This is a genomic window from Acrocarpospora corrugata, assembly GCF_009687845.1.
Taxonomy (GTDB): domain Bacteria; phylum Actinomycetota; class Actinomycetes; order Streptosporangiales; family Streptosporangiaceae; genus Acrocarpospora; species Acrocarpospora corrugata.
In genome coordinates, this window is record NZ_BLAD01000071.1 from 21,733 (window position 1) to 46,009 (window position 24,277).

The window sequence follows — 24,277 nt, forward strand, 5'->3', positions numbered from 1 at the left end:
TTCGTTCCTGGCGCGTGCGAGGAGGATCATTCCCCTGGGGGGATGGACGCCAGGGCCGTGGCCCGGCTGCTGTGGATCCGCATCCGGCTGTCCAGGTCCAGTAGCTGGAACAGCCGGGCCACCCGCGGGATGAGCCCGCACAGGGCGATCCGCTCGCCGTCCCATCCCAGGATTTGATGGACGCTGATGATGACCTTCAATCCGGAGCTGTCGAGGAACGTGAGGCTGGTCAGGTCCAGTAGCAGCCGGGCGCCAGGGTCGGTGAGCACCGTCTGGGTGATCGAGAGGAGATGGGCGCCGGTGAGCGCGTCAAGCTCGCCGGTCACCGTGATGACGGTGAGGGGCCCGTACCGTTCGGTGGTGACCTGGAAGTCTGCGGGCATTGAGCCACCCCCGTCTCCGACACGAAGCCGCCCAGGAAGAACAGGCTGAGCGCGGGGGACCGATGCAGGAACAGAGTGTCGCCCGCCAGTCGAACCTGGGCCTCATTCCCCCACACCACGACCTCCCCCGCCCTCCCTGCGCCGGGCAGCCGCAGCTCCAGCAACGCGCTGGCGCACGCACCCCCGGCCGGAGCCAGCGACTCGGCTGCTGACGCCGTCAGCAGCGCACACGCCTTGGTCCCGTCTCCGCCGCGCACGGCCGCGTAGAAATCGACAGCAGTCCAGCACGCCCGCGCGCCTGCTCATTTTCAGTCGAGCCTGTCCCCTGTCTCCGGGTAACCCGTGCTCATCTCAGCCGAGCGCAGGCTGAGCAGGTTCAGCAGGAACGCCATCCGTGGTGGGACCTCGCGCAGGTGGACGCGGGCGCGGTCATGGACGAGGGCGGTCAGTGCCCGGACGCCCGACAGGTCGACGAAGGTGACCCGGCTGACGTCGACGACGAGTCGGGCGTCCTGATGGCAGACGCGGGTGAGGGCGGCCAGAACGGCGGCGCTGTTGGAGGCGTCGAGTTCGCCGGCGAGCCGTACCAGCGACGAACCGGACGGCATCACGACGCAGGTGATGCGCAGGATGGAATCCCCGTAGAGGACCTGCACACCCATCGATTCCCCGGCGACGTGGGTCACGTCGGGGGTCTTCTGCCAGCTATCGAAGGCCATAACGCCCCCAAGCATCGGAAACGGATGATTCCTAGTCACGATGATCTCGGTGTGGTTCGCAACGAACCCGGGCACTTCACGATAACACCACACCTATATTACCGGAATAGTTTTTCGGTATAAGATCTGCCGCTATAGTGTGGATGCTGAGCCCATGGACCTGTCAGGTCCCAGCGAAAGGAGCACAGCCAGGTATGGGCGACACGGGCGATCGGCATTCCAGCTGGACTTTTCTCACCAACCACGCCCGGGTGCTGCTGATCATCACGGCGGACCCGCAGACACGGATCCGCGACATCGCCGCTGTCATCGGCATCACCGAACGTGCCGCCCAGGGCATCGTCACCGATCTGGAAGACGCCGGCTACATCCAGCGCGTGCGGTCCGGACGGCGTAACCATTACACGATCAAGTCCGGCCAGCACCTGCGTCACCCCACCCAGACCGACATCCCCGTGCAAACGCTGATCGACATCTTCACCACGCGCGACCTGCCGGCAAAGGATCCGGCTTCCCCGCCCTTCCCTGTCGGCGAGGGAGATCCGCAAACATGACATGCGGTCGGCGACGCCCCTTGAGGATGTCGCGCAACTAACCCCAGCTCACATGCATTTAGCTGGGGTTTCTTCATGGCCAGACCGTGACGGAGGAGTGACCGTTTGGCCGTCCGCGGCCGGGCAGTGGTCCGGTATGACTGTCACACGATTCCAGGACCTGCCGCTGGCCGACCGCTCCCGCGAATGGGACGGCGCCGCGGCTGAGAGCCGCGTGCGTGAATGGGCCGACGCGGAGGACGCCCCCGACTCGGCCTACCGCGACGCCCACCTCTGGTACGACGGCGACGAACCCCAGAACTTCGGCAGCTACAAGCTCCTCATCGCCGACGTGATCGACGGGAAACTGCACGTCGTTCCGCGCGCGGTGATGGCGGCCGGAGGGGTCATGCAGGGAGCCCGGGGCGGGGTCGACATCCCGAAGGATGATGTCGGCCGAGTCAAGGCGCACTTGGCCAAGTACTACGACAAGATGGGCGAAACCGCTCCGTGGGATCGTTAACCCAGCCCGACCGGTTACGGAGATGAAGGGCCGGCAGCTGACGCGGCCGGGGCAGTCACCGGGTGACCGCGCTGGCCAGCCAGGCCACCCCCGCCAGCCCCGCCGCCACCCCCACGGTCGCCAGGCGGCGATGCTGTGACAGCCACACCTGCGGGCTCACCCTGTGCGCCCGCGCGTCGAAACGTCCGTGCGCGCCGAAGTCATGGCCTTCCTCGTCGTCCACCGGCTCCCACAGATTCGCCGGTTCGCGCGGGTCGCGCTTCTCGCCGGTCTGCTGGGACGCGTACCCGGTGGCCGCCAGATACCGATCCACCAGCGCCGGAGCGAGGCGGTCGGCCAGCAGGGTGGCGACCGTCATCGCCCCGACCCAGAACTCCTTGCGCTCGGGATGATCGGCCGCGAACACGATGGCCCGCGCGGCCACCTCCGGCTGGTAGATCGGCGGCACCGGCTGCGGCCGCCTCGGCAGCCGCGACTTCACCCAGTCGAACTGCGGTGTGTTGAGCGCCGGCAACTGCACCATCGTCACCTTGACCCCACTGTCCTGATGCAGCAGTTCGCACCGCAGCGACTCGGTGAACCCCTTGATGGCATGCTTGGCCGCGCAGTACGCCGACTGCAGGGGTATCGCCCGATAGGCCAGCGCCGATCCCACCTGCACGATCGCGCCCTTCCCGCGCGCAAGCATTCGGGACAGGGCGGCCTGGGTGCCGTGCACGAACCCCAGATAGCTCACCTCCATGACCCGCCGATACTCGGCCGCGCTGATCTCCGTGACCGGCGCGAACACGGTCGCGAACGCCACGTTCACCCACACGTCGATCGGCCCCAGCTCCGCTTCCACCCGCTCGGCAGCCGCCTCGACCCGCTCCGCGTCGGCCACGTCCACCGGCAGCACCAGCGCCCGGCCGCCCAGCGCCCGAACTTCCTCGGCGGCGGCCTCCAGCCCCGCCTCTCCCCGCCCCGGCAGCGCCACCGAGTCTCCGCGCCGCCCGAACATGCGCGCCGCCGCCCGGCCGACCCCGGCACTGGCTCCGGTGATCACCACGGTCTTCGCCATCTCCAGCCCTTCTTTCCTCCGAGATTTCCTGAGAGAGCGTTCGGGCATCAGTTCCCCTCACCGGTCATCGCATGCGGCGAAGTTTGACTCCGGCGACCCCGCTGCCACAGAAATCGGCAAACGACTCGGCCCGTGTGTCGGCTCGAACCGTACGGGTACGGGGCAAGTGTGGCAGTCGGTAATAGACAGCGAGTGGGGTGAGGTGAGGACCATGCCACGGGGTTCCAGCCGTAAGCGGGAACGGCAGTACGAGCACATCAAGGACAGCGTCAAGAAGCGCGGCGAGAGCGACGAGCGCGCCAAGGAGATCGCCGCCCGCACGGTGAACAAGGAGCGGGCCCGCTCGGGCGAGGCCAAGACCAAGAGCCGCACCTCCATCGAGGACATCTCCTCCTCTCGCCGCGGCGGACTGCGCTCTCACTCGGGCGCCGGTGGCCGTACCAAGCCGCAGCTGTACGCCGAGGCCCAGCGCCGCAACATCAAGGGCCGTTCCTCCATGACCAAGGCACAACTGGAGAAGGCACTCGGCTGAGGCCATGAGCTCAACGGCTTGGATCCGGGACCGCCGCAAGCCCGGTTCCAGCCGTTGACTCCAGGTTCGAGGTCACGACCTTGAGCTCATGGCCTGCGGATGCTCTGCCGGCAGGTCAGTTGCCCATGGCCTTGCGGATCGCGTCACGGGCGCGGTCCATGATCGCCAGCGGTGGGCCCATCAGCAGGTTCTTCGTCATCGACTCGGCGCCCGGGTGCGGGTGGGTCGGCGCCAGGCCGCCGATCCCGACGAGATCGCGCCGTCGCATGTGTTCTTCGCCGCAGGGCGGTTGTCGTCGTACTACACCGGCGAGGTGCTGGCGCCCATCGGCGGCGAAACCCTGCCGGGCTGACATGACCGATCTGCGGCCCAGTGATCCGGCCGGACCCGCCACCACCCGTCGGCGGCGCGGGCGGTCGTTCTCGTACGCCTACGCCGACGGCCGCGCCGTGAAGAACCGGCGTACCCTGCGCAGGATCAAGGCGCTGGTCCTGCCCCCGGCCTGGCGGGACGTGTGGATCTGCCGCGACCCGGACGGCCATATCCAGGCCGTGGGGACCGACGCGGCCGGCCGCCGCCAGTACCGCTACCACGACGTACTCCGTTACGAGCAGGACGGCGCGTGGATCGACGTCAAGAGTGATGACATCAACGCCTACCTGCGGGACCGCTTCGAGACCGAGGTCAGCGCCAAGGACTTCCGGACCTGGCACGCCACCGTCCACGCGGCCGTCGGCCTGGCCGTCTCCAGACGGGTCCGCACCAGAACCGGCCGCCGCAAGGCGATCACCCGGGTCATGAAGGAGGTGGCCGACCACCTCGGTAACACTCCCGCGGTCGCCCGCGCCTCCTACGTGGACCCCCGCGTGATCACCGCGTACGAGAAGGGAAAGACCATCGAGCGCGCCCTGACCGACCTGGGCGCGGGCGACGGCCCGGCCACGCACGGCGCGGCCGAACGCGCGGTCGTCGCCCTGCTCAAACGCACGCCGAACCAAGGGGCGCCGACTTCCGCCGCACCATCCGGGCAACGGCCGCCAGCAGACCCGCGACCGCGCAGCCGGCTCCGGCGACCGCCGCCGCGTGGGCCAACCTCCCCGGTGGCGCGGGCCTGGGCGCGCAGGTGCGTTCGGGAGCGACACCGGGCGGCCGCGAGTCCCGGCGCAACCCGGCCGCGACCAGCTCGGCCAGGTGCATGCCTTCACGGCCGCTGTCGAGCTGATGGATCTGGTTACGGCAGCTGAACCCATCGGCGAGCACGGCGGCCTCCGGGGTCGCCTCGCGCAGCCGGGGCAGCAGGACGCGTTCCGCGCAGGCTTCGCTGACCTCGCGGTGACCGCGTTCGAAGCCGAGGTTCCCGGCGAGCCCGCAACAGCCGGAGTCCAGGTGCTCCACCTCGACGCCCGCCGCCCGCAGCAGCTCCTGGTCGGCGTCGAAACCCAGCACGGCGTGCTGGTGGCAGTGCACCTGGGCCAGCGCGCTCCAACCGAGGCGTGGCGGCCGGTATCCCGGCGTGTGCCGGGTGAGCAACTCTGGGCGCGCAGCCTGCGCACGTCCTGGGCGGCCGGAAAGAGTTCGGCGGCGTCGCCGCGGAACACCGCGGTGCAGCTGGGTTCCAGCCCGACGACGAGCCCGCCGGCCCGCAGGTGCGCCGCGAGCAGGCGCACGGTACGGGTGAGCACCCGTTTGGCGGTGTCGAGCTGCCCGGTGGAGATCCAGGTCAGCCCGCAGCACACCGGGCCGGTCGGCATGGTGACCCGCCAGCCCGCGTCTTCGGGGACCTCGACGGCGGCCTGCCCGATGTGGGGGTGGAACCCGTTGGTGAACGTGTCGGGCCACAGCAGCACGGTCCCCCGGGCACCGTCCCCACGCGGGGTACGGCGGGCGAACCAGTGCTGAAGTGTCTCCCCGGCGAACAGCGGAACCTCGCGGGCGGCGATCCCCGCCACGGCGGTCGCCAGCCGGGACAGCCCCGGAGCATGGTCACGGCGTTGACCAGCGGGCCGAGCCGGAGCCTGCCGACGAGTTGGGCGATGAGGGGGAGCCAGCCCATGGTCAGGCCGGAACGCGGCCGGCGCCACTGGCGGCCTTCGTAGTGATGCGACAGGAATTCCGCCTTGTAGGTGGCCATGTCCACGTTGGCAGGGCAGTCGCTTTTGCACCCCTTGCAGGCCAGGCAGAGATCGAGGGCGTCCTTGACCTCCGCCGAGCGCCAGCCCTGGCTGATGGTCTGGTCACCGTGCCCGTCGAGCATTTCGAACAGCAGCCGGGCGCGCCCCCGGGTGGAGTGTTCCTCCTCCCCGGTGACCTGGTAGGACGGGCACATCACCTGATCCCCGCCGGTGGCGTGCCGGCGGCACCGGCCGACACCGACGCAGCGGTTGACCGCCTGGCTGAACGAGCCGCCGTCATCCGGATACCTGAACCGCAGATCCTGCGGCTCGGCGGGCGCCCAGCGCGGCCCGAGCCGCAGATTCTCATCCAGCCGGTACGGCGCGACCACCTTGCCGGGGTTCATGCGGTCAACGGGATCGAAGATCGCCTTGAGCTGGCCGAAGGCGGTGACGATCTCCTCGCCGAACATCCTGGGGAGCAGTTCGCCCCGGCTCTGGCCGTCCCCGTGCTCGCCGGAGAAGGAACCGCCGAATTCGGCGACCAGATCGGCGGCCCGCTCCACGAACCGGCGATAGGTCGCGACCCCGTCGGCGGTGTAGAGGTCGAAGGGGATACGGGTGTGCACACAGCCCTGCCCGAAGTGCCCGTACAGGGCGGGGCCGGTGTCGCTGGCGTAGCCGAATTCCTCATACAGCTCCCGCAGCCGGCGCAGGTACTCGCCGAGCCGGTCTGGCGCGACCGCGGAGTCCTCCCAGCCTTCGAAGGTGTCGGGTTTTCCAGCGAGGTGGGCGGTGACGCCGAGCCCGGCTTCTCGTACCCGCCAGAGGTCGTCCTCGCGGGCGGGGTCGCCGAGGAACTCCACGTCGGCCCGGTTTTCGGTGTCGTGCAGGTCGTCGAGGAGGGCGTGCGCCCGGGCGTGGACCTCCTCGGCCGTGGCACCGCCGAACTGCACCAGGAGGAACGCGCGGCCCGCGGGGAGCTCGTGCAGGGCGTGGGGGTTGAGGTGTTTGATCTGCTCGTCGCGGATCAGCTTGTGGTCGACGCCCTCCAGGGCGATCGGGTCGTGCGGCAGGATCGCGGGAACCGCGTCCGCGGCGGTCGCGATGTCGGGGTATCCGAGCACGACGAGGGCGCGTTCGGGCAGCACGGGGACTAGCTCCAGTTCCGCGCGCAGCACGGTGACCAGGGTGGACTCGCTGCCGACCAGCAGCCCGGCGACGTCGAAGCCGTGCTCGGGCAGCAGGGAGTCCAGGTTGTAACCGGAGACCCGCCGGGGAATGTCGGGAAGTGCCGCCGGATGTCGTCGGCGTAGGTGTCACGCAGCGCGCGCAGTTGCCGGTAGATCGCGGCGCGGGAGTCGCCACGGCGTTCGATCGCGAGGTACCGCTCGTCGCTGGTCTCGCCGCACCAGAAGCGGGTGCCGTCGTAGAGCACCACCTCCAGGCGGGCGATGTTGTCGACGACCTTGCCGGTGCGCTGCGCCGTGGCGCCGCAGGAATTGTTGCCGATCATGCCGCCGAGCGTGCAGTTCATGTGGGTGGCGGGCTCCGGACCGTAGCGCAGACCCTCACCGGCCAGGAGCCGGTTCAGTTCGTCCAGGACGATGCCGGGCTGCACGACACAGGTACGGCTGCCGACATCGACGGACTCCAGCGCGGTGCAGTACTTCGACCAGTCGATGACCACGGCCGTGTTGGCGCACTGCCCGGCCAGGCTGGTGGCGCCGCCCCGGGACAGGACCGGGGCGCCGAAATCACGAGCCACGGCGACCGCTTCCGCGCCGGCGTCGGGGGTGTGGGGCACGACGACGCCCAGGGGCACCTGGCGGAAGTTGGAGGCGTCGGTGGAATAGGCGGCACGGCTGCCCGCGTCGAACCTGACCTCGCCGTCGACCCGGTCGCGCAAGGCCGACGCCAAGGCCGCCAGATCGACATCCGGGTTCGCGCGGGGCCGGACCACCGGCGCCGGCAGGTCTGTGATCGCCATGGTGTCCTCCTCGGTCGTTCCCCAGTGCGGAGCCTGATCTCGGTCAGGTTCCGACCGCATAGCGCTGTGCGACGTCCTGCCTGATCGACAGTCCGTGGCCGGCGACCGACAGGGACGGTGTGACGGTGCCGCCCGCGTAGCCGTACTCACCCGCCGCCACGTCGGCGGAGCATCAGCCGTGTCTCTTACCGGGCAGGAACTCCTGCGCCTTGGTCTTGATCCCCTGCGCCACCAGATGGAACGCCTCAGGGTCGCCCTTGAGCACGGCCTCGGTCACCGACTTGATCTGGTCGAAGGTCGCGTGCGGCGGAATCGGCGGCACCTCCGGATCACAGTGCACGTCCAGCACCGTCGGAACGGTCGACGTGAACGCCCGGTCCCAGGCCGGCCCCAGGCTCTCCGGCTCGGCCACCGTGATCCCCTCCAGGCCGAGGGAACGGGCGAAACCGGCGTAGTCGACGTCGGGGAGGCTCTGCGACTCCTCGAACTTCGGCGCCCCGCCCATGGCCCGCAGCTCCCAGGTCACCTGGTTGAGGTCGTTGTTGTGGAAGACGCAGACCACCAACCGCGGATCGCTCCACAGGTGCTGGTAGCGGGCGATGGTGATCAGTTCGGCCAGGCCGTTCATCTGCATGGCCCCGTCGCCCACCAGGGCGACCACGGGCCGGTCAGGGTGGGCGAACTTCGCCCCGATGGCGTAGGGGACCCCGGGGCCCATCGTGGCCAGCGTGCCCGACAACGATCCCCGGATGCCTTCGCGCATGCGCAGGTTGCGGGCATACCAGTTGGTGGAGGAGCCGGAGTCCGCGGTCACGATCGTGTTGCCGGGGATGCGCTTGGACAGCTCCGAGACGATCCGCATCGGATTCACCGGCTTGGCCGCCACTTCGGCCTGTCGATCCATGGTGGCCCACCAGGCGGCCACGTTCTTCTCGATGTTCTCGCGCCAGGAGGTGTCGGTCTTGCGCCGCACCATCGGGAGCAGCGCGGCGAGTGTGGCGGCGGCGTCGCCGACCAGGTTGACCTCGGTGGGATACCGCATCCCGATGAACCGGCCGTCGATGTCGATCTGCACGGCCCTGGCCTGCCCGAACTCCGGCAGGAACTGGCTGTAGGGGAAGTTGGAGCCGACGATCAGCAGGGTGTCGCAGTCCCGCATCAGCTCGTAGCTCGGCCGGGTGCCGAGCAGGCCGATCGATCCGGTGACATACGGCAGTTCGTCGGACAGGACGTCCTTGCCCAGCAGCGCCTTGGCCACCCCCGCGCCGGTGAGGTCGGCGAGCCGCCGCACCTCCTCGGCCGCGCCCCGCGCGCCCTGGCCAATCAGGATGGCCGGCCGCTCTCCGGCGTCGATCACCTCAGCCGCCCTGGCGATGTCGTGGTCGGCTGCGACGGAGCGTGCCCACGCCGTGCCCGGCGGGCTGGAGGGTATCTGTTTGAACGCGTGCTTCGGCGGGACGTACTCCTCCTCCTGGAGGTCCGACGGGATGATCACCGCGGTCGGCGCGTGGGTCGCCTCGGCGATGCGGAAGGCGCGGTCGAGTGCGTTCGGGAGTTGCTCGGCCACGTTGACCTCGACCAGGTATTCCCCGGCCACGTCCTTGAACAGGGCCTGCAGGTCGACTTCCTGCTGATAGCTGCCGCCCATCGCGCTGCGGGCCGTCTGACCCACGATGGCCACCAACGGAACGTGGTCGAGTTTGGCGTCGTAGAGGCCGTTCAGCAGGTGGATCGCCCCGGGCCCCGAAGTGGCCATGCACACACCGACACGGCCGCTGAATTTCGCGTATCCGACGGCCGAGAAGGCGGCCATCTCCTCATGCCGGCTCTGCACGAACCTGGGCACATTGTCCGCCCGGCCCATGGCCGCCACGATCCCGTTGATTCCGTCTCCTGGATAGGCGAACACTTGCTCCACGCCCCACTCTTGGAGGCGTCGTACCAGATAATCGCCGACAGTCTGCGCCATGAGCGTCCCCCCGCTCTCGCCTGAACTGCGCATTTTTGGTGGCGTACCCATCTGACCGGGCTCCACACGCCTCTCTCCCGCTCGCCCTCAGCGACGCCGGGGCCTGGTGGGGCCGCGTTCCTGGCGGGTGACCAGCCATTCTCCCGTTACCAGCGCGAAGGTGACGGCGAGCCCCGTCAGGACGATACCGATGAGAAACAGAAGCCAGTACTGCCCAATTCCCGCCGCGACGGTCAAGAACAGGAACAGAATGAACGCAAAACAATAGACAATCAATCGGCCGTTTCGTGGAAAGTTCATAACCAGCCCCTACCCGCCAGGCGTGGGGCAATCGCCAGGTGGTGAATAGGAATGGTCGATCTTTACGGCGATGCCGAAGGCGGCTTCGTCCCCCGGCGTTCGCGCACGCGCTCGTCCTGGAGTCGGCGGCGACGCCGGCGATCTCCGGTTGACAGTGGGTCCGGGTTGCGAGACGAACCCCGGTCTTATCTGCGTCCGGTGCTATTGATCTCCGTGGGTGCGCTTGCGTGGTCGATGGTCAGCACGCGTTTGAGGGAAGAGCGGTCGGAGACGCCGAGTTTGGCGTAGGCGCTCTGGAGGTGGTTGTTCACCGTTCGGACTGAGAGGACCAGCCGTTCCGCGATCTGTTTGCTGGTGGAGCCCGCGGACGCCATCCGGGCGATCTCCTCCTCGCGCCGGGTCAGGCCGGGTGAGGCGAGGCGGGCCAGCGCGGGCGTGCGCAGGCCCTGGCAGCGGGCCGCCAGCATCCACGCCCTGCTGGCGGCGGCCCGCGAGAAGGCGCGGCGGCCCGCGTTCTCCCAGGCCTGCGCGGCTTGGGCGCTGGCCTCGGCCGCGCAGGGCAGCCAGCCGATTCGCAGGAAACCCGAGGCCGCCTCCTCCAGCGCGGCGCCGTCGGCGCAGGCCGCGGCGCGGGCGTGGGAGGCCAGCAGGGCGGCCAGGTCGCCGTCCTGCGCCTGGACCAGTTCCGCCAGGCGGTCGGCGGCGAGTTCGGCGTGGCCGAGCCGTACGGCCGTGTGCAGGGCCATGGTCTCGAAGGCCACCGCGCCCAGCTGCCGCGCCACCGTGGCGGTGCCCAGGGCGAACTCGACCGCGTTACCCAGTTCGCCGGAGACGGCGATCGCCCAGGGTTCGGTCAGGTAGCGCCACGAGTCCTGCAGGGCGCGGAGCCGGGTGAAATGGGCCGCGCCGGCCTCGAACGCCGCCCGTGCCGCGGGCGCGGCGTCGCACATGGCGAGCACGTGGGCGTACTCGATCTGGCAGATCCCGGCCAGAACGCTGTCACCATGCTGCCGGAGTGCGTCGCCCACGCCGTACAGCGGGTGGGCGAGCCGGACGTTGGTCCTGCGCTCGTCGGCCACGATCTGGACCAGCCCGCGTGCCTCCGCCTCCTCGACCGCCTCCGGGCTGGTCAGCGCGACCAGCGGGGCCAGGCCCAGCGGCTCGGCGAGGGCCACCAATTCGACCACGGCGGTCACGGCCGCGCCGAAACGGCCCATCCGGCGCTCGATCAGCTCGATCAGCTCGATCAGCCGGGGAGCGCGGGGAACCTCACCCCGCCAGCCGCCAGGTGCGGTCCTCGCCCGACCGCACCAGGGTCTCCCCCTCCAGGGCGGCGGCGACCAGTTCGCGTACCAGCAGCACGTTGCCCTGGCTGAGCGTGTGCAGGCGCTCGGCGGTGGCCGCCTCCACCGGGCCGCCGAGTGCGGTGACCAGCACCGTCGTCATCTCCGCCTGGGTGAGCGCGGCCAGGTCGAACCGGCGGCCGAGATCGTCCTCCCACAGCGCCCGCACCGAATCCGGGCAATCCTCCCCCGATCGGACCGTCGCGAGCACCCGCATCCGTGCGGCCAGTTGCTGGGTGAGGGCCGCGGAGGACGCGTCGAGGAGGTGTGCGTCGCCCACCACCAGCAGGGACGGCTTGCGCGCGAGGATCGCCCCGCCCGCCCACCGCAGCGGATGGGGACCCGGCTCCCCGTCAGGCAGGAACGGCGCGAAAGCGCCCAGCGGAACGGCGCGCGCGGCCTGGCTTCCCCGGACCCGGACCGTCGCGGGAAACCCGGCGGCCACCTCGGACGCCAGCCGGCTCTTCCCCACTCCGGCCGGCCCGACGATCACGACATTGCGCCCCCGAAGCGTCGTCCTGACCCAGTCCCGTTCGCTCTGCCGGCCCACGAACGGCCACACGTCCACGGCGCCTCCTGAGGCTCTCCGGCCGATAGTACGATCGCCACATCTGAGTAACGAACTACTCAGGCTGATCGCGCCGGTACGCCGGAGCGTTTGACGCATGAGGAAAACCGGCGCGGCTCTGACCGTGCTCCTTCTGCTGCTATCCACCGGCTGCACGGCTCTCGCGAAGAGCGCCAAGATCGTCGCCATCGCGGTCGAGACCATCGGCGCGGACCCGTTCTTCGAACTGCCGATCCCCGAGAAGCCCATCACCCCAGGACCCGACGGCGGCCTCCGCCCCGGCGACACCCCCGGCCTGTACGGCGGCTCGCTACGCAAACAAACCTGCGACAAAGCCCTGCTGACGAGATTTCTGACCGACCCCAAGAACCTCGCGAAGGCGACCGCCTGGGCCGCCGTACGAAGGATCCCCGTCAAGGGCATCCGCGACTACATCAGGAAACTGACCCCGGTGATCCTGCGCAACGACACCCTCGTCCGCAACCACGGCTTCGCCGACGGCGTGAGCACGGCGATGGACGCCCTGCTCCAGGCGGGCATCGGCGTGCTGGCGGACGACCAGGGCCAGCCGGTCGTCAAGTGCAACTGCGGCAACCCGCTGGCCGAGCCGCAGGCGACCCTCGACGACATCCAGCCGGACATCATCGTCCAGCCCGAGTGGAGCCTGCGGTTCGAAAAGCGCAAGGCGACCCGGGTCAAGCCGTCGAAGTCGCGGCGGATCCGCGCGTTCTCCCTGCTGAACGTGGACACGGGCAAGGGCATCCGCCGCCCGGCGGGCAGCGAGGGCCGCGACGACATGGAACTGCCCTCGGCCGCGCCTGCCATCCTCGGCAGGTGGCAGTCCGGCGAGCCCGCCTCGGTCGTCGAGGTGACGGTCACCGGCGAGAACGCCTACTCGGGCGTGCTCGCCGACGATCTGACCATCACCGACGACTGCACGGTGAGCGCGGGCACCCGGACCTGGACGGTCGAGGGCCGCGATCCCGACTACACCGGCTCGCTGTACTTCATCGACATCGACACGTTTGAGCCGCAGAACCCCGTACCGGCGCGATGGCGGGTGATCGACCAGAACAGGATCACGATGTGCGCGACGGTCCTCGGCCAGGAACAGTGCGTCGACCTCACCCGGGCATGATCGAAGTCAGCCGGCGAGTTCGGCCAGGTGGGGCAGGTAGATTCGGGCGCCGGCGGACGAGGCGGCGGCGACGGCGTCCCGGAGCACCGCGGGCGCGTCCGGATCCTGCCGTGCCACTGCCAGCGCCGCGGCCGCCCAGCGCGCCTCGTGCCGGCCGAGTGCCGGACCGGTCACCAGCGCGCGGGCGACCAGCGGGTCGGCCTCGCCGAGGCGGTCCATGCCGATGCAGGCGAGCGCGGCCCGCGCCGCCGCCCAGCAGCCGAACAGGTCCAGGTTGGCCGACAGGTCCAGCGACTGGCGGAACGCGTCCAGCGCGGCGGGCAGGTCGCCGACGTTCTGGTGGGCGATGCCGATGGCCCGCCACGCGGTGGCCGTCCAGCCGCGATGGCGCAGGCGCCGCGCGATCGCCAGCGCGGCTTGCCCGTCGGCCAGTGCGGCGTCCGGCCGGCCCAGCGCGGACAGCGCCTCCGAGCGGTGCCACAGTGCGTACGCCTGGCCTTCGGGATGGCCGAGTGTCAGTGCCACGTCGAGTGCGCGCTGGGTGTCGCGGATCCCCTCGGCGGCCTGGTCGAGCAGGACGCGGCCGTGGCCGCAGGTCGAGCGTGGGGTGACGGTGCGCATCAGGTCGCCCGAGCTCTCCAGCAGATGCGCCGCGCGATCGAGTTCAGCGACGCCTGTTTCGATGCTGCCGTGCAGGAACGCGGCCATCGCCCGGGCGTCGAGGATGCGGGCGGCGCCCCGGGAGTCGCCGGTGCGGGTGTAGATCGCCAGCGCCTCGGCGGCGCGGGTAGCGGCCCTGGCCGGCTGGTCGAGGTTCATGTCGATGACGGACGCGACCTCAAGGGCCGACGCGCGGGCGTTGTCGTCGCGGTCGGCTTCGATGAGCGCGAGTTCGGCGAGTTCGGCCGCGCGCCGCAGGTCGTCGGCACCGGAGTCGAGCGCGGCCAGCTGGGTCAGCACGCCGGCGCGGGCCGGGCCGCCCGGGTAGCCGTCGAACGCGGCCCGGAGATCGTCCCGGGCGGCGGCGATGTCGCCGCGCCGCCGGCGGGCCTGGGCGCGTGCCTCCAGCAGCCGGGACCTGACCGGCCCGTCGGCGTCGCAGGCGGCCAGGCCGGCCTCGGCGAGTTGCTCGGCCTCGGCGTCGGCCACCTGGTCGAGGGCGCAGGCGGCGGCGCGGACGTAGGTCTCCGCCGCCTTCGCCGTGTCACCGGCGCCGAGCCAGTGCCGCGCCTGTTCGGCGGCGTCGCCGCGCTCCAGGTCGAGGACCGCGGCGAGGCGGGAGTGCAGCCGGGCGCGGGTCCCGTCGGTCAGTGCGGCGACCACGACCTCGGCGACCATGTCGTGCGCGGTCCGCCAGCCGTGCTCGCCGAGGCGGACCAGGTCGGCCGCGGCCAGTTCGTCAAGCAGGCCGAGAACCTGCGGCTGCGACACGTCCGCGGCGGCGGCCAACGTCCTGGCCGGGGCTTCCCGCCCCAGCAGCGCCAGGAGGCGGAGCACGGTGGTCGCCGGGCCGTCGTGGGCGGCTGCCCGGTTCGCGATGGCGCGGCGTTGGCCGGCCCGGCCGACCTGGCGGGCCCTTCCGGCCGCGTCCGGCGAGCCGGCCCGCCACCGGCCGTCGCCGCGGCCCGGCTTGATGTGGCCCTCCGCGTGCAGGACGCGGAGCACCTCGGCCACCGCCATCGGCGTCCGGTCGGTCTCGGCCGCGATCGCCGCGACGATGTCGCCATCGTCGACGAGGTCGGCCAGGGCCGGTTCGAGGAGCCCGCCGAGAGTGATCGCCGGCTGGCCCGGCAACCGGCGCAGCAACTCCTCGGTCCCGGCCGCGGTGAGTTCGTCCGGCCGGTACGCGACGATCAGCCGCGGCCCGCCGTCACGGTTGGCGACCCCGCCGAGCAGGCGGACACTACTCGGATCGGCCCATTGCAGATCGTCGACGATGACCACCCGGTCCGGTATGCCGGTGAGCAGCCGCCGGGCCGCCTCACGGATCAGCGCGTTGCGCGTCTCCGGGTCGAACCCGATGACCGGCTGGTCGAGCTCGGGTAACAGCTGGGCCAGGGCCGCGCGCAGCCGGTCCGGCAGCGCGTCGAGCCCCGACCCACCCTGCGCGAGCAGTTTGCGGAGCAATGTCCGCCCCAGCGACCACGGTTCGTCCCGATCGGCCCAGTGCGCGGCCACACTCACCGCCGGTACGGCCGCGGCGATCGCCTCCAGCAGGCGGGACTTGCCGGTGCCGGACCGGCCGACGATCCGTACCACGCCGGCCGACAGTCCGGTGACGGCCTGACGGATCACGGCGTCCCGCCCGACGAAGCGCGGCACCCCGAACTCCCCCGCCGCGGCGGGCTCGCGCTCCGGGCTGAGCTGGACGTCGGACCGGAGCACGAGCCGGTGCAGTTCCACCGCCGCCGGCGACGGGTCGAGGCCGAGCTCTTCGGCGATGGTCCGCCGGTACCGGTCGAAGCAGGCCAGGGCGGCGGCCCGGTCGCCGACGGCGGCCAGCCCCCGCACCAGAGCCAGCGCGGCGCTCTCGCGCAGCGGCTCGGCGGCGGCTGCGGCTGTCGCGTACTCGACCGCCAGCGCCGGTTCACCGAGGTCGACGGCGAGCGTGGCCGCTCGCTCCCATCCGGTCTGCCGGGCCTGCGCCACCCTAGCCCGGTACGGCTGGCACCAGTCCGCGTACATGTCCTCGGCCAGCGGCTCGGCCACCGACGCCAGCGCCGCACGGTAAGCCGCCAACGCCGCCGGTCCGGGCAGCCGACCGGCGTGTTCCATCACAGCCAGGAAGACCTCAGTGTCCACGATGCAGTCCGGCGGCCCGGCCAGGGCGTAACCGCCGGGTCCGGTACGGATCAGGCCCGCCCACCCGACCGCCCGCCGGGCTCGATTCACCAGCACCTGCAGATTGGCGGCGGGACTGGCCGGCGGCCGCTGCGCCCACAGCGCCGCCGTGAGCACGTCGTTCGGCACGAACTGCCCCTGCCGTACGGCCAGGACACGCAGCAGCACCCGGACCTTGCGGCCGTGGTACGCCGACTCCGCCACCTCCTGGCCATCGCGAACCACCGCGAACCGGCCCATCAGGCGCACTTCTACCCGTACCGGACCTAAGGCCGGAACATCAGCTAGATTCCCGCCAGATGTTTGCAAGGCCGCGCTCCTAGCGTCGAGGCGACGGAAGCACCGAAGACCAGGAGGGCACGATGTCCGAGCAGACCACTCAGCATTTTACGTTCACTGATCCGGCCCGGCAGCTGTACAGCCGAGCCGTGGCCGCCTTCGACACCGCCCTGCGCGCGGTGCCCGCCGACCGGTACGCGGCGCCGACGCCGTGCGCCGCCTGGGACGTCCGGGCGCTGGTCAACCACGTGGTGGGCGAGGACCTGTGGGCGGCCGAGCTACTCGCCAGCCGGACCATCGCCGACGTCGGCGGCGACCTCGACGGCGACCTGCTCGGCGCCGATCCGGTCGCCGCCTGGTCGATCGCGAGTGCGACGGCCGCTCGGGCGGTCGACGCCGTGGGCGACGACGGCTCGGTGGCGCTGTCAGCCGGGCCGACGCCCGTTGAGGAGTACCTGCGCCAACTCGCCGCCGACCATCTCGTCCACGCCTGGGACCTGGCCCTGGCCGCCGGGGCGAACCTGCGCCTCGACCACGACCTGGTCACCGCCGTCACCGCGTGGTTCGCCCCGCTGGAACAGCTCTACCGCTCTCACGGGATGATCGGTCCCCGGCCGCCGATGACCGACGAGGACGAGCCGCAGGCCCACCTGCTCGCCATGTTCGGCCGGTCAGAGGCACTGGCCGCCGTCGACCGGTTCGGCCGGGCGTTCGACGCCGGGGACGTCGACGCGATCATGGCGAACATGACCCACGACTGCGTGTTCGAGTCGACCTCACCCCCCGACGGGGAACGCCACGTCGGCGCCGACGCCGTCCGCGCGGCCTGGCACCGTTTCTTCGACGCGGCCGGCGACCACCGCTTCACCACCGAGTCCCGCTTCGCGACCGGCGACCGAGTCGTCGTGCAGTGGCGCTACGACTGGTCGAACGGCTACGTCCGCGGCGTGGACCTGTTCCGGATCCGGGACGGCCTGGTCGCCGAGAAACTCGCGTACGTCAAGGGTTGACCACCCGCCGCACCGTTGGATTCCGGTCGAGCTTGGGCGATCAGGGATTCTCGTTCGCCCTGCCGAATGTGACATCGGTGATCTCGCGACGCGGTTCTTCGCGCCCGATCGCTTGTTCGTCGCGCATTTCCCGGAACCTGGTGAGGAGTTCGTGCAGCACGGCCGGAGGCAAGGTCTGCGCCATGGCGGTGATATCGCCGCCGATCACCTGGGGCCATTTCATCTGGGCCACCGCCTCGATCGCCTTGATCATGGTGACGTTCTCCGCACCGAGCGCCTCGACGTGGGCTCTGAATTCGAGTGCGGCCCCGAGCACATCGGCATGGGCGCGGGCTTCGGCTATGCGTGTCTCGTCCTCCAGGGACGCGGTCACCGCGGCCAGGGTGCCCTGCCGGATCTGCGCGTCGGCGGTCTCCTTGAAGCGCTCGTTGAGCGCGGGGTCCTCCGCCTCGAACCGGCCCAAGTTGGATTCCAGCGCCTGGACATCCCAGCCTTTGAGCGCTTGGGCCACCTTGTCCGACAGATTGGTACGGGTGTCGTGATACCCGCTGATGAAGTCCTCGACGGTACCGGCGGCGGCGATGCCCGCGAAGTACGCCGCGACGGTGTCTCCGAGCACGTTGTCCACGAACCGCTGAATGGGCAGCGGATCGTCGACCAGCCCGCCGAGCGCGGAACGACCGGTGCCGCCGAATTTGCTGACCAGAACCGGCGCGGCCTTCTCCAGGATCTGTACGCTCTGGCTGACCTCAACGTGAATTCGGTAACCCTGCACGGTCACGGTGATGCGGTCCAGTCTGGCGTCGAAATTACGCCTCTCGTCGGCGCTCTTCTCCTTCCACTCCAGAATGATCACTCTGGTGGGGATGAGAACGACCCGGACGAACCAGGGATTGAGCGCCAGCACGGAGTTCTCCCGCAGCGTCGTCTGCTGGACTCCGCGCACTCCATCGTTCTCCAGGAACACCCAGGGCATGCGGAAACTGCCGTGCCCCGCCACCGGTGGGCCGATCTTGGTTTCGCCGGCGGGCTCCGCGCCGTCCAGCGTGACGACGACCCCGGTGTAACCCATCGGGATGGCGATCTCCTGGAGATGGGCGGCGGTCAGGTCGTCGGTGGAGGCGGCGACGTTGTCCACCGTGATCACGTCGAAGAGGTCGGGGTGGATGTCGTAGGAGGCGCCGCCGCCCAGCACCGCGAGTTGCCGGCCCTGCTCCCCGCCCTGGTCCAGGAACTCCTGACCGTCCTGGAAGTCGTCGCACTCGACGTGCCTGCCGAACGGCCGGACCGCCGGGCGGATCTTGCCCAGCTTGGCCGTGACCAGTCCGAGCGTGCCCGGAGGGACATACGTGGCCGGGACCAGCCGTACGTCGAACAGGGCGGTGTTGATCAGATAGGAGGCGTCGCCTTCCAACGTGGCGATCTGCAGCCCTTCCTCGCCGCCGTTGCGCAGGAAGGCCCGGCCGTCCTGGAAGTGGTCGCATTCGACACGCCGGGCGATCTTGGCGCGGGCCGGCTTCCGCGCGCCCTCGCGCGCGGTGACGACGCCGATCATGTCGCGGGGCACGTGGGTCCTGGCCACGAAATCGACCGAGTACAGGTAGGGCTTCAGCCAGGCGACCTGGCCGGGACGCAACGTCCTGGCCTGCACGCCCTTGGTGTCGCCCAGCGCGACCCGGTCAAAGGTGTCGTCCTTGGGTCCCCAGCGCCGGGTGATGATCCCGACGTGGCCCTCGGGCACCACGATCCTGCCCCGCCAATAGGCCAATCCGGTCACGACCGCGCCCAGCGTCAACGCAAGCACCACGATGTAGATCATGACGGCGAGTCCTTCCAGTCACGTAGGCGGAGGTGGACCGCGCGCACGGTGTCGGTCCAGCGGTCGTACCAGTTGAGATGGCGTTCGCTGTGCGGGTTGCGCAGCGTCGGGAAGAAGCCGGGCCACCCGTCGGCGCGCTCGGCGAAGCGGCCGTAATGCCGCTCCACCGGCTCGTTCGAGGCGTCCCGCCAGCCGAGGGCTCGCTGGAGGCGCCGTACCTCGGTGTGCGTGTCCCGGCTCATCTCGGCCTGCCGACGCTGCCGCCGGAACCCCTGCGCGCCCTGGGTGTGCTCGGCCCACAGCGCGTCGATCCCGGCCAGCACCCGCAGCGGGATCGACCGGCCGTCGCGCACCTGGAGAAAGCCGCTGTCGAGCCGGTCGGCCGCGTCCAGCAGGGCCACCGTGGTGAACAGGTCGGCGCCGAGAAGATCACCGTCGGCGAGCAGCCGCGCCAACCGGCTCAGCGACGCCGGCAACGGCAGGCGCACGGTCGCCACGGCCGGTTCTGCGAAGGGCGGAGGCAGGACCTCACCCGGCGCCACCGGAGTGCCCCTCACGTCGGCCTCGTGCAGCTGCCGCAGGATCGCCAGTTCGGCGGGCCCGGGAAGCTCGCCGTGCCTGGCGTCGAAGTACCACAGATGCGCGAGCTGGTAGTGGCGCGGCCCCTTCAACAGGATCGGGACAGGATGCCGGGCGTGCAGCTCCGCCTCGATGATCATCCGGGTGATCTCGTCGGATCCCTGAGCCGCGGGCGACATCAGCACCAGCACCGCGACCGCGTGGCGTAGCTGCCGTCGAATCTGGGTGAACCGCACGTCCCCCGGCCGAAGGTCGCCCCGCCACCACACCGGCAGGCTCTCCGCCCGCAGCAGGCGCACCAGCCGATCCGCGTAGTCACGGTCGGCCCCGACATGGCAGACCACGAGGTTGTGCGGGTCCGGCTCGGTCAGGCCCGATCCTGGCTCCAGTTCGTCCTCGGGCCGGGGTCCGGGACTCGGCGAACGGCCTTCGACGATGTCGGCCAGTTCGTCCGCCCGCGCCGCGAGTTCGCGGGGGGACAGCCCACGCAGGTCGCGCCAGACTCGCTCATGGGCGAACGGCGGCAGCTCGGCGTTGCCCACCAGCACGGGGATCAGCCGCAGTCCCCGGCTGGTCGACGCGGTCAGCAGCGCCGCGTACTCCTCCATCGCCCGTGGCGAACGCAGTGCCGCCTCGCTGATCACCACGATCCCGTTGCGCGACTCGCGCAGCGCTTGTTCCAGGCGGTGGACCACGATCTCACCGGGTCCGATGTGCCACTCGTCCAGGAAGACCGTCAAGCTCCGCTCGACCAGTCGCCCCGCCAGGATTTCGGTCACGGCGGCGTCCGCACGTGCGTACGAAACGAAAATGTCGATCATGTCAGCGTGAACCCCGCTTCTCCCGGCCCGTTCCCCCGATACGCGCCGCCCGCGTCGAATTCGGTCACGCGGATCGAGAAGCGCTGGCCGGGAAAGTGCGCGAAGAAGCCGGCGTTGGGGATCGGCAGCCTGGCGCGGAAGCACCCATCGGCAGTGGTACGGGCGAAGCCCATGCTGCTGGCGTGGAAGTACACCTGCACCCGGCCGTTGGGCACCACCCCTCTGCCCCGGACGGTGAGGATGGAGCCCGGCCCGCCACTACGCGGCGAGACCGTCAATCCGACTCGCGACGGGCAGACCGCCGCCGGGCGCTTGGATGGGCTTTTGGAGGGCTTCTTCTTGGTTTTGGGCGCGGTGTTCTGCGTGCGGGTCTCGGAGGCCGCGGCGCCGGCGGCCGAACTCGCGGGGCCGTCTCCTCGCGTGATCACGAAAATCAGCCCGACCAGCACTGCCATGACGGTCGCGGCCAGTATTACTGCCCGGATTGCACTGCCCCTGCCGGGCACGGGTACGGGTTCCCCCGGCTCCTCGACGTGTTCGGCTGGAAGAACCGGCTCGCTCAGTGGGCGCATCGCCGGCGCCAGGCGCCCGACCTCCCCGGCCAGGTGCGCGGCAGTGCGACGGTCCGCCGGGTCTTTGGCCAGTCCGGACGTGACGAGATCGCGTACTTCTCCGGGTACGGCTTCGACGGGGATGGGGAATGTCCGATGCCGTCCCATGGCGCTGAACGGGTGGGAGGCGGCGTAAGGGGGACGGCCGGTCAACCACTCGAAGAACAGGCAGGTAGCGGCATAGACGTCGGACGCCGGCGAAGGCTCACCACCGTCCCACAGTTCGGGGGCGCGAGCCATCGCATCGAACTGCCGAAAAAGCCCCATACCGAAGCCGGTCAGCTGAACTCGCCCATCCCTGACGAGAACATCGGTTTCCCGCAGATCCCCGTGCACAACGCCTGCGGCATGAGCCGCGGCCAGCCCGGACAGGACGTCGCGGAATGCCGCCAGCGCCTCAGGCTCGGCGAGACGCCGGCTCCGCATCGGCTCACCCGTGAGATCGGTGACCAGCGCAACCCCAGCGCCCACAGGCCCGTGCCTCCCCGGACGTTCGAGGTACTCCCGCAACCGTAAAACGTTGGGATCAGACACCCCGGCGAGCGCCCGCATTCGCGCCTCGAACATGCGAGCGCGCTCACGATCGACGAACCATTTGGCGTCCAATAGCCAGATCGATACTCGCGCCCCGGACGCGGAACGAGCCTCGACGACCTCAGGCGCGGTTTGCCGAATCGCCGTATAGTCTGATGGCCACCAAGGGTATATGCGGAGAATCCCGCTCTGCGAGCCAATGGACATTTTTCTCCGCACGATGGTCTCAGAAGCCGTCGCTTGCCGCACCAAATCCAAGGCCGTCCGACCGTTTGGCGAGAGTGGTCATCTATCGGCCGCCGTCCATCGTGCCGCGACTCACGCCGTCTGCCGCAAAGCGGTCACCACACGCGCCAACTCGGTCTTATATAACCGTCCGGATCCGAGATTTACCGGCTCCCGAATCTCCGCGAAGGCCGGTAGCTCCACATTATCCGTACGCACCGGAATCAGGAGCCGCCGCCGCTCAGTTCCTGCCAGGTAGACGTTACGCAGAGCCGCCGCATAGTCCTCCAAGAGCTGGGTATCCCGAACCGCGGTTTCACTGAATACCAAAATCCCATTAACGGACGCCAGAATCCCCTCTCCCCGGCGCAACTCACGCACCGTCCCCGGGAGATTCGCCCAGGCTGGGAGAAAAACCTCGAAGCCATGCATATCTCGCAGATCACGGGCAATCCTGCCAGCGATCTTCGCGTCCTTGGGGGCATGCGCGACGAAGACATCGAATCGCTCGCCCGGATCGGGCGGCAGCACCTGCGGCCCGGGTCTGCGTGACCTCAATAAACGCGCAGAAAACCGCCTGAACTCCGGCACTACCGCGAGCGCGGCAAGCGCACCGACGACACCGGCGATCACCCCGACCTCAGCCCACATAACCGCAGCCTACATTCGCGGCCGTAACAGTGAGCGCGTTCGATTTAGGCCGATTGCTCCAGTGACTTCCTTGCGTGTAGAGCGGCCAGCAGGGTTTCGCGTGCGGGAAACGACTTTCGTCTTCGCATCTGGTGCGAGTCCACGCCAGCCTGTTCAAAGCGATAACGACCGCAGGCGTTACGGGACCCTTCTGGCGCAGCGCTTCAGTGCCTTCGCCGATACCTGTACACCTAAGTTCTGCGTGCCAGCACAAGCCGACCCCGCGGACTGCCGTCCTCGCGTCGACCCAGGGCCGTTAGCGGGACTGTCGTCACGGTGAATCCGGCTGCCGTCAGGTCATTCCGAACCGCGTGCAGCGGGCAAGTGCCGTAGTACATGACGAATGGGGGACGCCACACGGCATTTCGCACCTGCATGGCCAGATCGAATCCGAGCAACGTCCAGTACCGGCCCGATGCGATGGGCGGCGGCGCACCGATTGGGAAGGCGAAGAGCCCATCAGGCCGTAACGCGCGGTACACCCCAGCGAAAAGCGCGGGCCGCTCGGCGGGCAGAAAGTGTCCGAGCGCCCCGAAACTGACCGCGAGGTCGAACTCCCCGGCGAACGGCAGCGCCCGAACGTCAGCCTGTACCCACTCGGCGTCCGGGTGCGTTGCGCGCGCCTGCGCGAGCATGCCGGCGCTGAAATCGACGCCCGTGATCCGCCCTTCGCACAAGGGTTTGAGGATCCGCAGGCCCGCGCCGGTGCCGGTGCACACGTCCAGCCCCTGCCCGAAGGGCCCGAACGGACGCAGCGCGTCGGCGGTCGCGTCGAGAACGCTGTCGGGCGTACGGAAAGGCGTGTGGTCGAACTTCGGGGCGAGCAGGTCGTAGCCGCGTTCAACCGAGGACAGCGCCTGAACCGTCAGTTCACGCAGCGAGGGACCTTGGGGCGAGAACACCAGTCAAGGGTACTTCTCGGATGCCAGGCGGGCGTCGCCAGCGCACCTGCCGCAGTGCGACCCCTACTCAGTACGTGACGGGAGATCCCCTTCCGCCCGCGATACCGTCTAGCATCCGAACATGGCCGCAGAGATCGATGTCGTGGCTCGTGTGTTGGCCGTGTTGGGGCTGCTGACCTCGGCCACTTCGCTGATGTGGCAATTCGTGAACCACCGCCTGACCGGCGCACGCATTCGGTGTGAACTTCGGTTGGCGCTCTACGATGAGGCGGATCCTTCCGGGACCCTGGATGTTCCCGCTCACCGATCACACACCGATCTGGCGTGGGTCCTTGAGGCCGATCGTGAGGAGTTTCCCCATGAAGGGGCCCTCATTACCGTACGCAACCGTGGTCGCACCGCGGTGAGTGTCCACTTCCCGGTCCTCACGTGGGATGGGCATCACTACAGCGGTGTGGGAACGCAACCGCGTGGCTTTGACATGCCGACCGGATTCTGCCGGCTCGAACCGGGTGAAGCCAAGCAATGGCTAACGCCTATCTGGGCATCACTTCATGACTATCGGACGGCCAACCCAGAAGCGCTCGTGACCGTTCGAGCGGCGGTGCAGCTTGGCACCGGCCGATGGTGTCGCTCCGCCCGTCGGAACGCGTGGATTGTCCCGCCCGGCGTCACGAGTTTCGGGCAAACCACCGCTCGTGGGGGAACCGTCCCTCCGTGAGGCGCTGCCGCGCCTGCTCGAGTTCGTACCTGATCCGCGCGGCCCTGGTGGCGAGAAGTGTCAGGGACGAAATACA

At 69.8% G+C, this 24,277-nt stretch carries 23 protein-coding genes and 1 pseudogene; 8 read left to right on the forward strand and 16 right to left on the reverse strand.

Annotated features, from left to right (window positions below; translation table 11 throughout):
• Positions 1–26 precede the first annotated feature (26 nt).
• On the reverse strand, positions 27–383 hold the full coding sequence (locus tag Acor_RS28255; protein WP_155339803.1) for an STAS domain-containing protein: 357 nt from the start codon (positions 381–383) through the stop codon (positions 27–29).
• Positions 384–691: 308 nt separating this feature from the next.
• Positions 692–1,102 (reverse strand): STAS domain-containing protein, encoded by a 411-nt coding sequence (locus Acor_RS28260; protein ID WP_170317114.1) that lies wholly within the window; start codon positions 1,100–1,102, stop codon positions 692–694.
• Positions 1,103–1,296: 194 nt separating this feature from the next.
• On the opposite strand from Acor_RS28260, the gene Acor_RS28265 reads away from it, so the two are divergent.
• Both Acor_RS28265 and Acor_RS28270 read left to right on the forward strand, forming a co-directional pair.
• Positions 1,297–1,656: a helix-turn-helix transcriptional regulator gene (locus Acor_RS28265; RefSeq protein WP_155339805.1), complete on the forward strand. Its 360-nt coding sequence runs from the start codon at positions 1,297–1,299 to the stop codon at positions 1,654–1,656.
• A 136-nt stretch (positions 1,657–1,792) separates the two neighbouring features.
• Positions 1,793–2,158 carry a hypothetical protein gene (locus tag Acor_RS28270; RefSeq protein WP_155339806.1) on the forward strand — a complete coding sequence of 122 codons (366 nt, stop codon included), beginning with the start codon at positions 1,793–1,795 and terminating at the stop codon, positions 2,156–2,158.
• Between the two features lie 55 nt (positions 2,159–2,213).
• Here the strand turns inward: Acor_RS28270 and Acor_RS28275 are convergent, their stop codons facing one another.
• On the reverse strand, positions 2,214–3,218 hold the full coding sequence (locus Acor_RS28275) for an SDR family oxidoreductase (RefSeq protein WP_155339807.1): 1,005 nt from the start codon (positions 3,216–3,218) through the stop codon (positions 2,214–2,216).
• Positions 3,219–3,429: 211 nt separating this feature from the next.
• On the opposite strand from Acor_RS28275, the gene Acor_RS28280 reads away from it, so the two are divergent.
• Entirely contained in the window at positions 3,430–3,750 is a 321-nt protein-coding gene (locus tag Acor_RS28280; RefSeq protein WP_155339808.1) for a plasmid stabilization protein, read from the forward strand.
• A gap of 115 nt (positions 3,751–3,865) precedes the next feature.
• Here Acor_RS28280 and Acor_RS28285 read toward each other — a convergent pair whose 3' ends face one another.
• A complete protein-coding gene (locus Acor_RS28285) occupies positions 3,866–4,018 on the reverse strand; it encodes a hypothetical protein (protein ID WP_246239215.1) in 153 nt (50 codons plus the stop codon).
• Between Acor_RS28285 and Acor_RS44720 the strand changes: the two are divergent.
• Together Acor_RS44720 and Acor_RS28295 are read left to right on the forward strand one after the other, a co-directional pair.
• A pseudogene (locus Acor_RS44720) lies at positions 3,986–4,102 on the forward strand (NAD(P)-dependent oxidoreductase); the annotation flags it as partial. The gene Acor_RS28285 and the pseudogene Acor_RS44720 overlap by 33 nt on opposite strands.
• A 1-nt stretch (position 4,103) precedes the next feature.
• Positions 4,104–4,994: a hypothetical protein gene (locus Acor_RS28295; RefSeq protein WP_218034535.1), complete on the forward strand. Its 891-nt coding sequence runs from the start codon at positions 4,104–4,106 to the stop codon at positions 4,992–4,994.
• A 476-nt stretch (positions 4,995–5,470) separates the two neighbouring features.
• Here the strand turns inward: Acor_RS28295 and Acor_RS43480 are convergent, their stop codons facing one another.
• From Acor_RS43480 to Acor_RS28320, 6 genes are all read right to left on the reverse strand, one after another.
• Positions 5,471–7,042 carry an FAD-binding and (Fe-S)-binding domain-containing protein gene (locus tag Acor_RS43480; RefSeq protein WP_218034540.1) on the reverse strand — a complete coding sequence of 524 codons (1,572 nt, stop codon included), beginning with the start codon at positions 7,040–7,042 and terminating at the stop codon, positions 5,471–5,473.
• Complete coding sequence (locus tag Acor_RS43485; RefSeq protein ID WP_218034541.1) at positions 7,018–7,851, reverse strand: FAD-binding oxidoreductase; 834 nt, start codon at positions 7,849–7,851, stop codon at positions 7,018–7,020. Before Acor_RS43485 ends, Acor_RS43480 begins: the two co-directional genes overlap by 25 nt.
• A gap of 172 nt (positions 7,852–8,023) precedes the next feature.
• Positions 8,024–9,820, reverse strand: a complete 1,797-nt coding sequence (locus tag Acor_RS28305; protein ID WP_155339809.1) for a thiamine pyrophosphate-requiring protein — start codon at positions 9,818–9,820, stop codon at positions 8,024–8,026.
• 87 nt (positions 9,821–9,907) lie between these two features.
• Complete coding sequence (locus tag Acor_RS28310) at positions 9,908–10,120, reverse strand: hypothetical protein (RefSeq protein ID WP_155339810.1); 213 nt, start codon at positions 10,118–10,120, stop codon at positions 9,908–9,910.
• A gap of 185 nt (positions 10,121–10,305) precedes the next feature.
• Complete coding sequence (locus Acor_RS28315; protein ID WP_155339811.1) at positions 10,306–11,337, reverse strand: helix-turn-helix transcriptional regulator; 1,032 nt, start codon at positions 11,335–11,337, stop codon at positions 10,306–10,308.
• Positions 11,338–11,389: 52 nt separating this feature from the next.
• Complete coding sequence (locus Acor_RS28320) at positions 11,390–12,031, reverse strand: ATP-binding protein (protein ID WP_155339812.1); 642 nt, start codon at positions 12,029–12,031, stop codon at positions 11,390–11,392.
• 97 nt (positions 12,032–12,128) lie between these two features.
• On the opposite strand from Acor_RS28320, the gene Acor_RS28325 reads away from it, so the two are divergent.
• Entirely contained in the window at positions 12,129–13,169 is a 1,041-nt protein-coding gene (locus Acor_RS28325; RefSeq protein WP_155339813.1) for a DUF6777 domain-containing protein, read from the forward strand.
• Positions 13,170–13,175: 6 nt separating this feature from the next.
• On the opposite strand, the gene Acor_RS28330 is transcribed toward Acor_RS28325, so the two are convergent.
• Positions 13,176–16,250 (reverse strand): ATP-binding protein, encoded by a 3,075-nt coding sequence (locus Acor_RS28330; protein ID WP_155339814.1) that lies wholly within the window; start codon positions 16,248–16,250, stop codon positions 13,176–13,178.
• Between the two features lie 122 nt (positions 16,251–16,372).
• Between Acor_RS28330 and Acor_RS28335 the strand changes: the two genes are divergently transcribed.
• The gene (locus Acor_RS28335) at positions 16,373–17,299 is read left to right on the forward strand and encodes a TIGR03086 family metal-binding protein (RefSeq protein ID WP_155339815.1); all 927 of its coding nucleotides are present in this window, start codon (positions 16,373–16,375) and stop codon (positions 17,297–17,299) included.
• Between the two features lie 40 nt (positions 17,300–17,339).
• On the opposite strand, the gene Acor_RS28340 is transcribed toward Acor_RS28335, so the two are convergent.
• From Acor_RS28340 to Acor_RS28360, 5 genes are all read right to left on the reverse strand, one after another.
• Positions 17,340–19,118, reverse strand: coding sequence for an SPFH domain-containing protein (locus tag Acor_RS28340; RefSeq protein WP_155339816.1), 1,779 nt, complete (start codon positions 19,116–19,118; stop codon positions 17,340–17,342).
• The gene (locus Acor_RS28345) at positions 19,115–20,518 is read right to left on the reverse strand and encodes a TIR domain-containing protein (RefSeq protein WP_155339817.1); all 1,404 of its coding nucleotides are present in this window, start codon (positions 20,516–20,518) and stop codon (positions 19,115–19,117) included. Before Acor_RS28345 ends, Acor_RS28340 begins: the two co-directional genes overlap by 4 nt.
• Complete coding sequence (locus Acor_RS28350; protein ID WP_170317115.1) at positions 20,515–21,735, reverse strand: protein kinase domain-containing protein; 1,221 nt, start codon at positions 21,733–21,735, stop codon at positions 20,515–20,517. Before Acor_RS28350 ends, Acor_RS28345 begins: the two co-directional genes overlap by 4 nt.
• A gap of 246 nt (positions 21,736–21,981) precedes the next feature.
• On the reverse strand, positions 21,982–22,539 hold the full coding sequence (locus Acor_RS28355) for a toll/interleukin-1 receptor domain-containing protein (RefSeq protein ID WP_155339819.1): 558 nt from the start codon (positions 22,537–22,539) through the stop codon (positions 21,982–21,984).
• 230 nt (positions 22,540–22,769) lie between these two features.
• Positions 22,770–23,480, reverse strand: a complete 711-nt coding sequence (locus tag Acor_RS28360; protein ID WP_155339820.1) for a class I SAM-dependent DNA methyltransferase — start codon at positions 23,478–23,480, stop codon at positions 22,770–22,772.
• Positions 23,481–23,601: 121 nt separating this feature from the next.
• On the opposite strand from Acor_RS28360, the gene Acor_RS28365 reads away from it, so the two are divergent.
• Entirely contained in the window at positions 23,602–24,201 is a 600-nt protein-coding gene (locus tag Acor_RS28365) for a hypothetical protein (protein ID WP_155339821.1), read from the forward strand.
• The last annotated feature ends 76 nt before the right edge of the window (positions 24,202–24,277 follow it).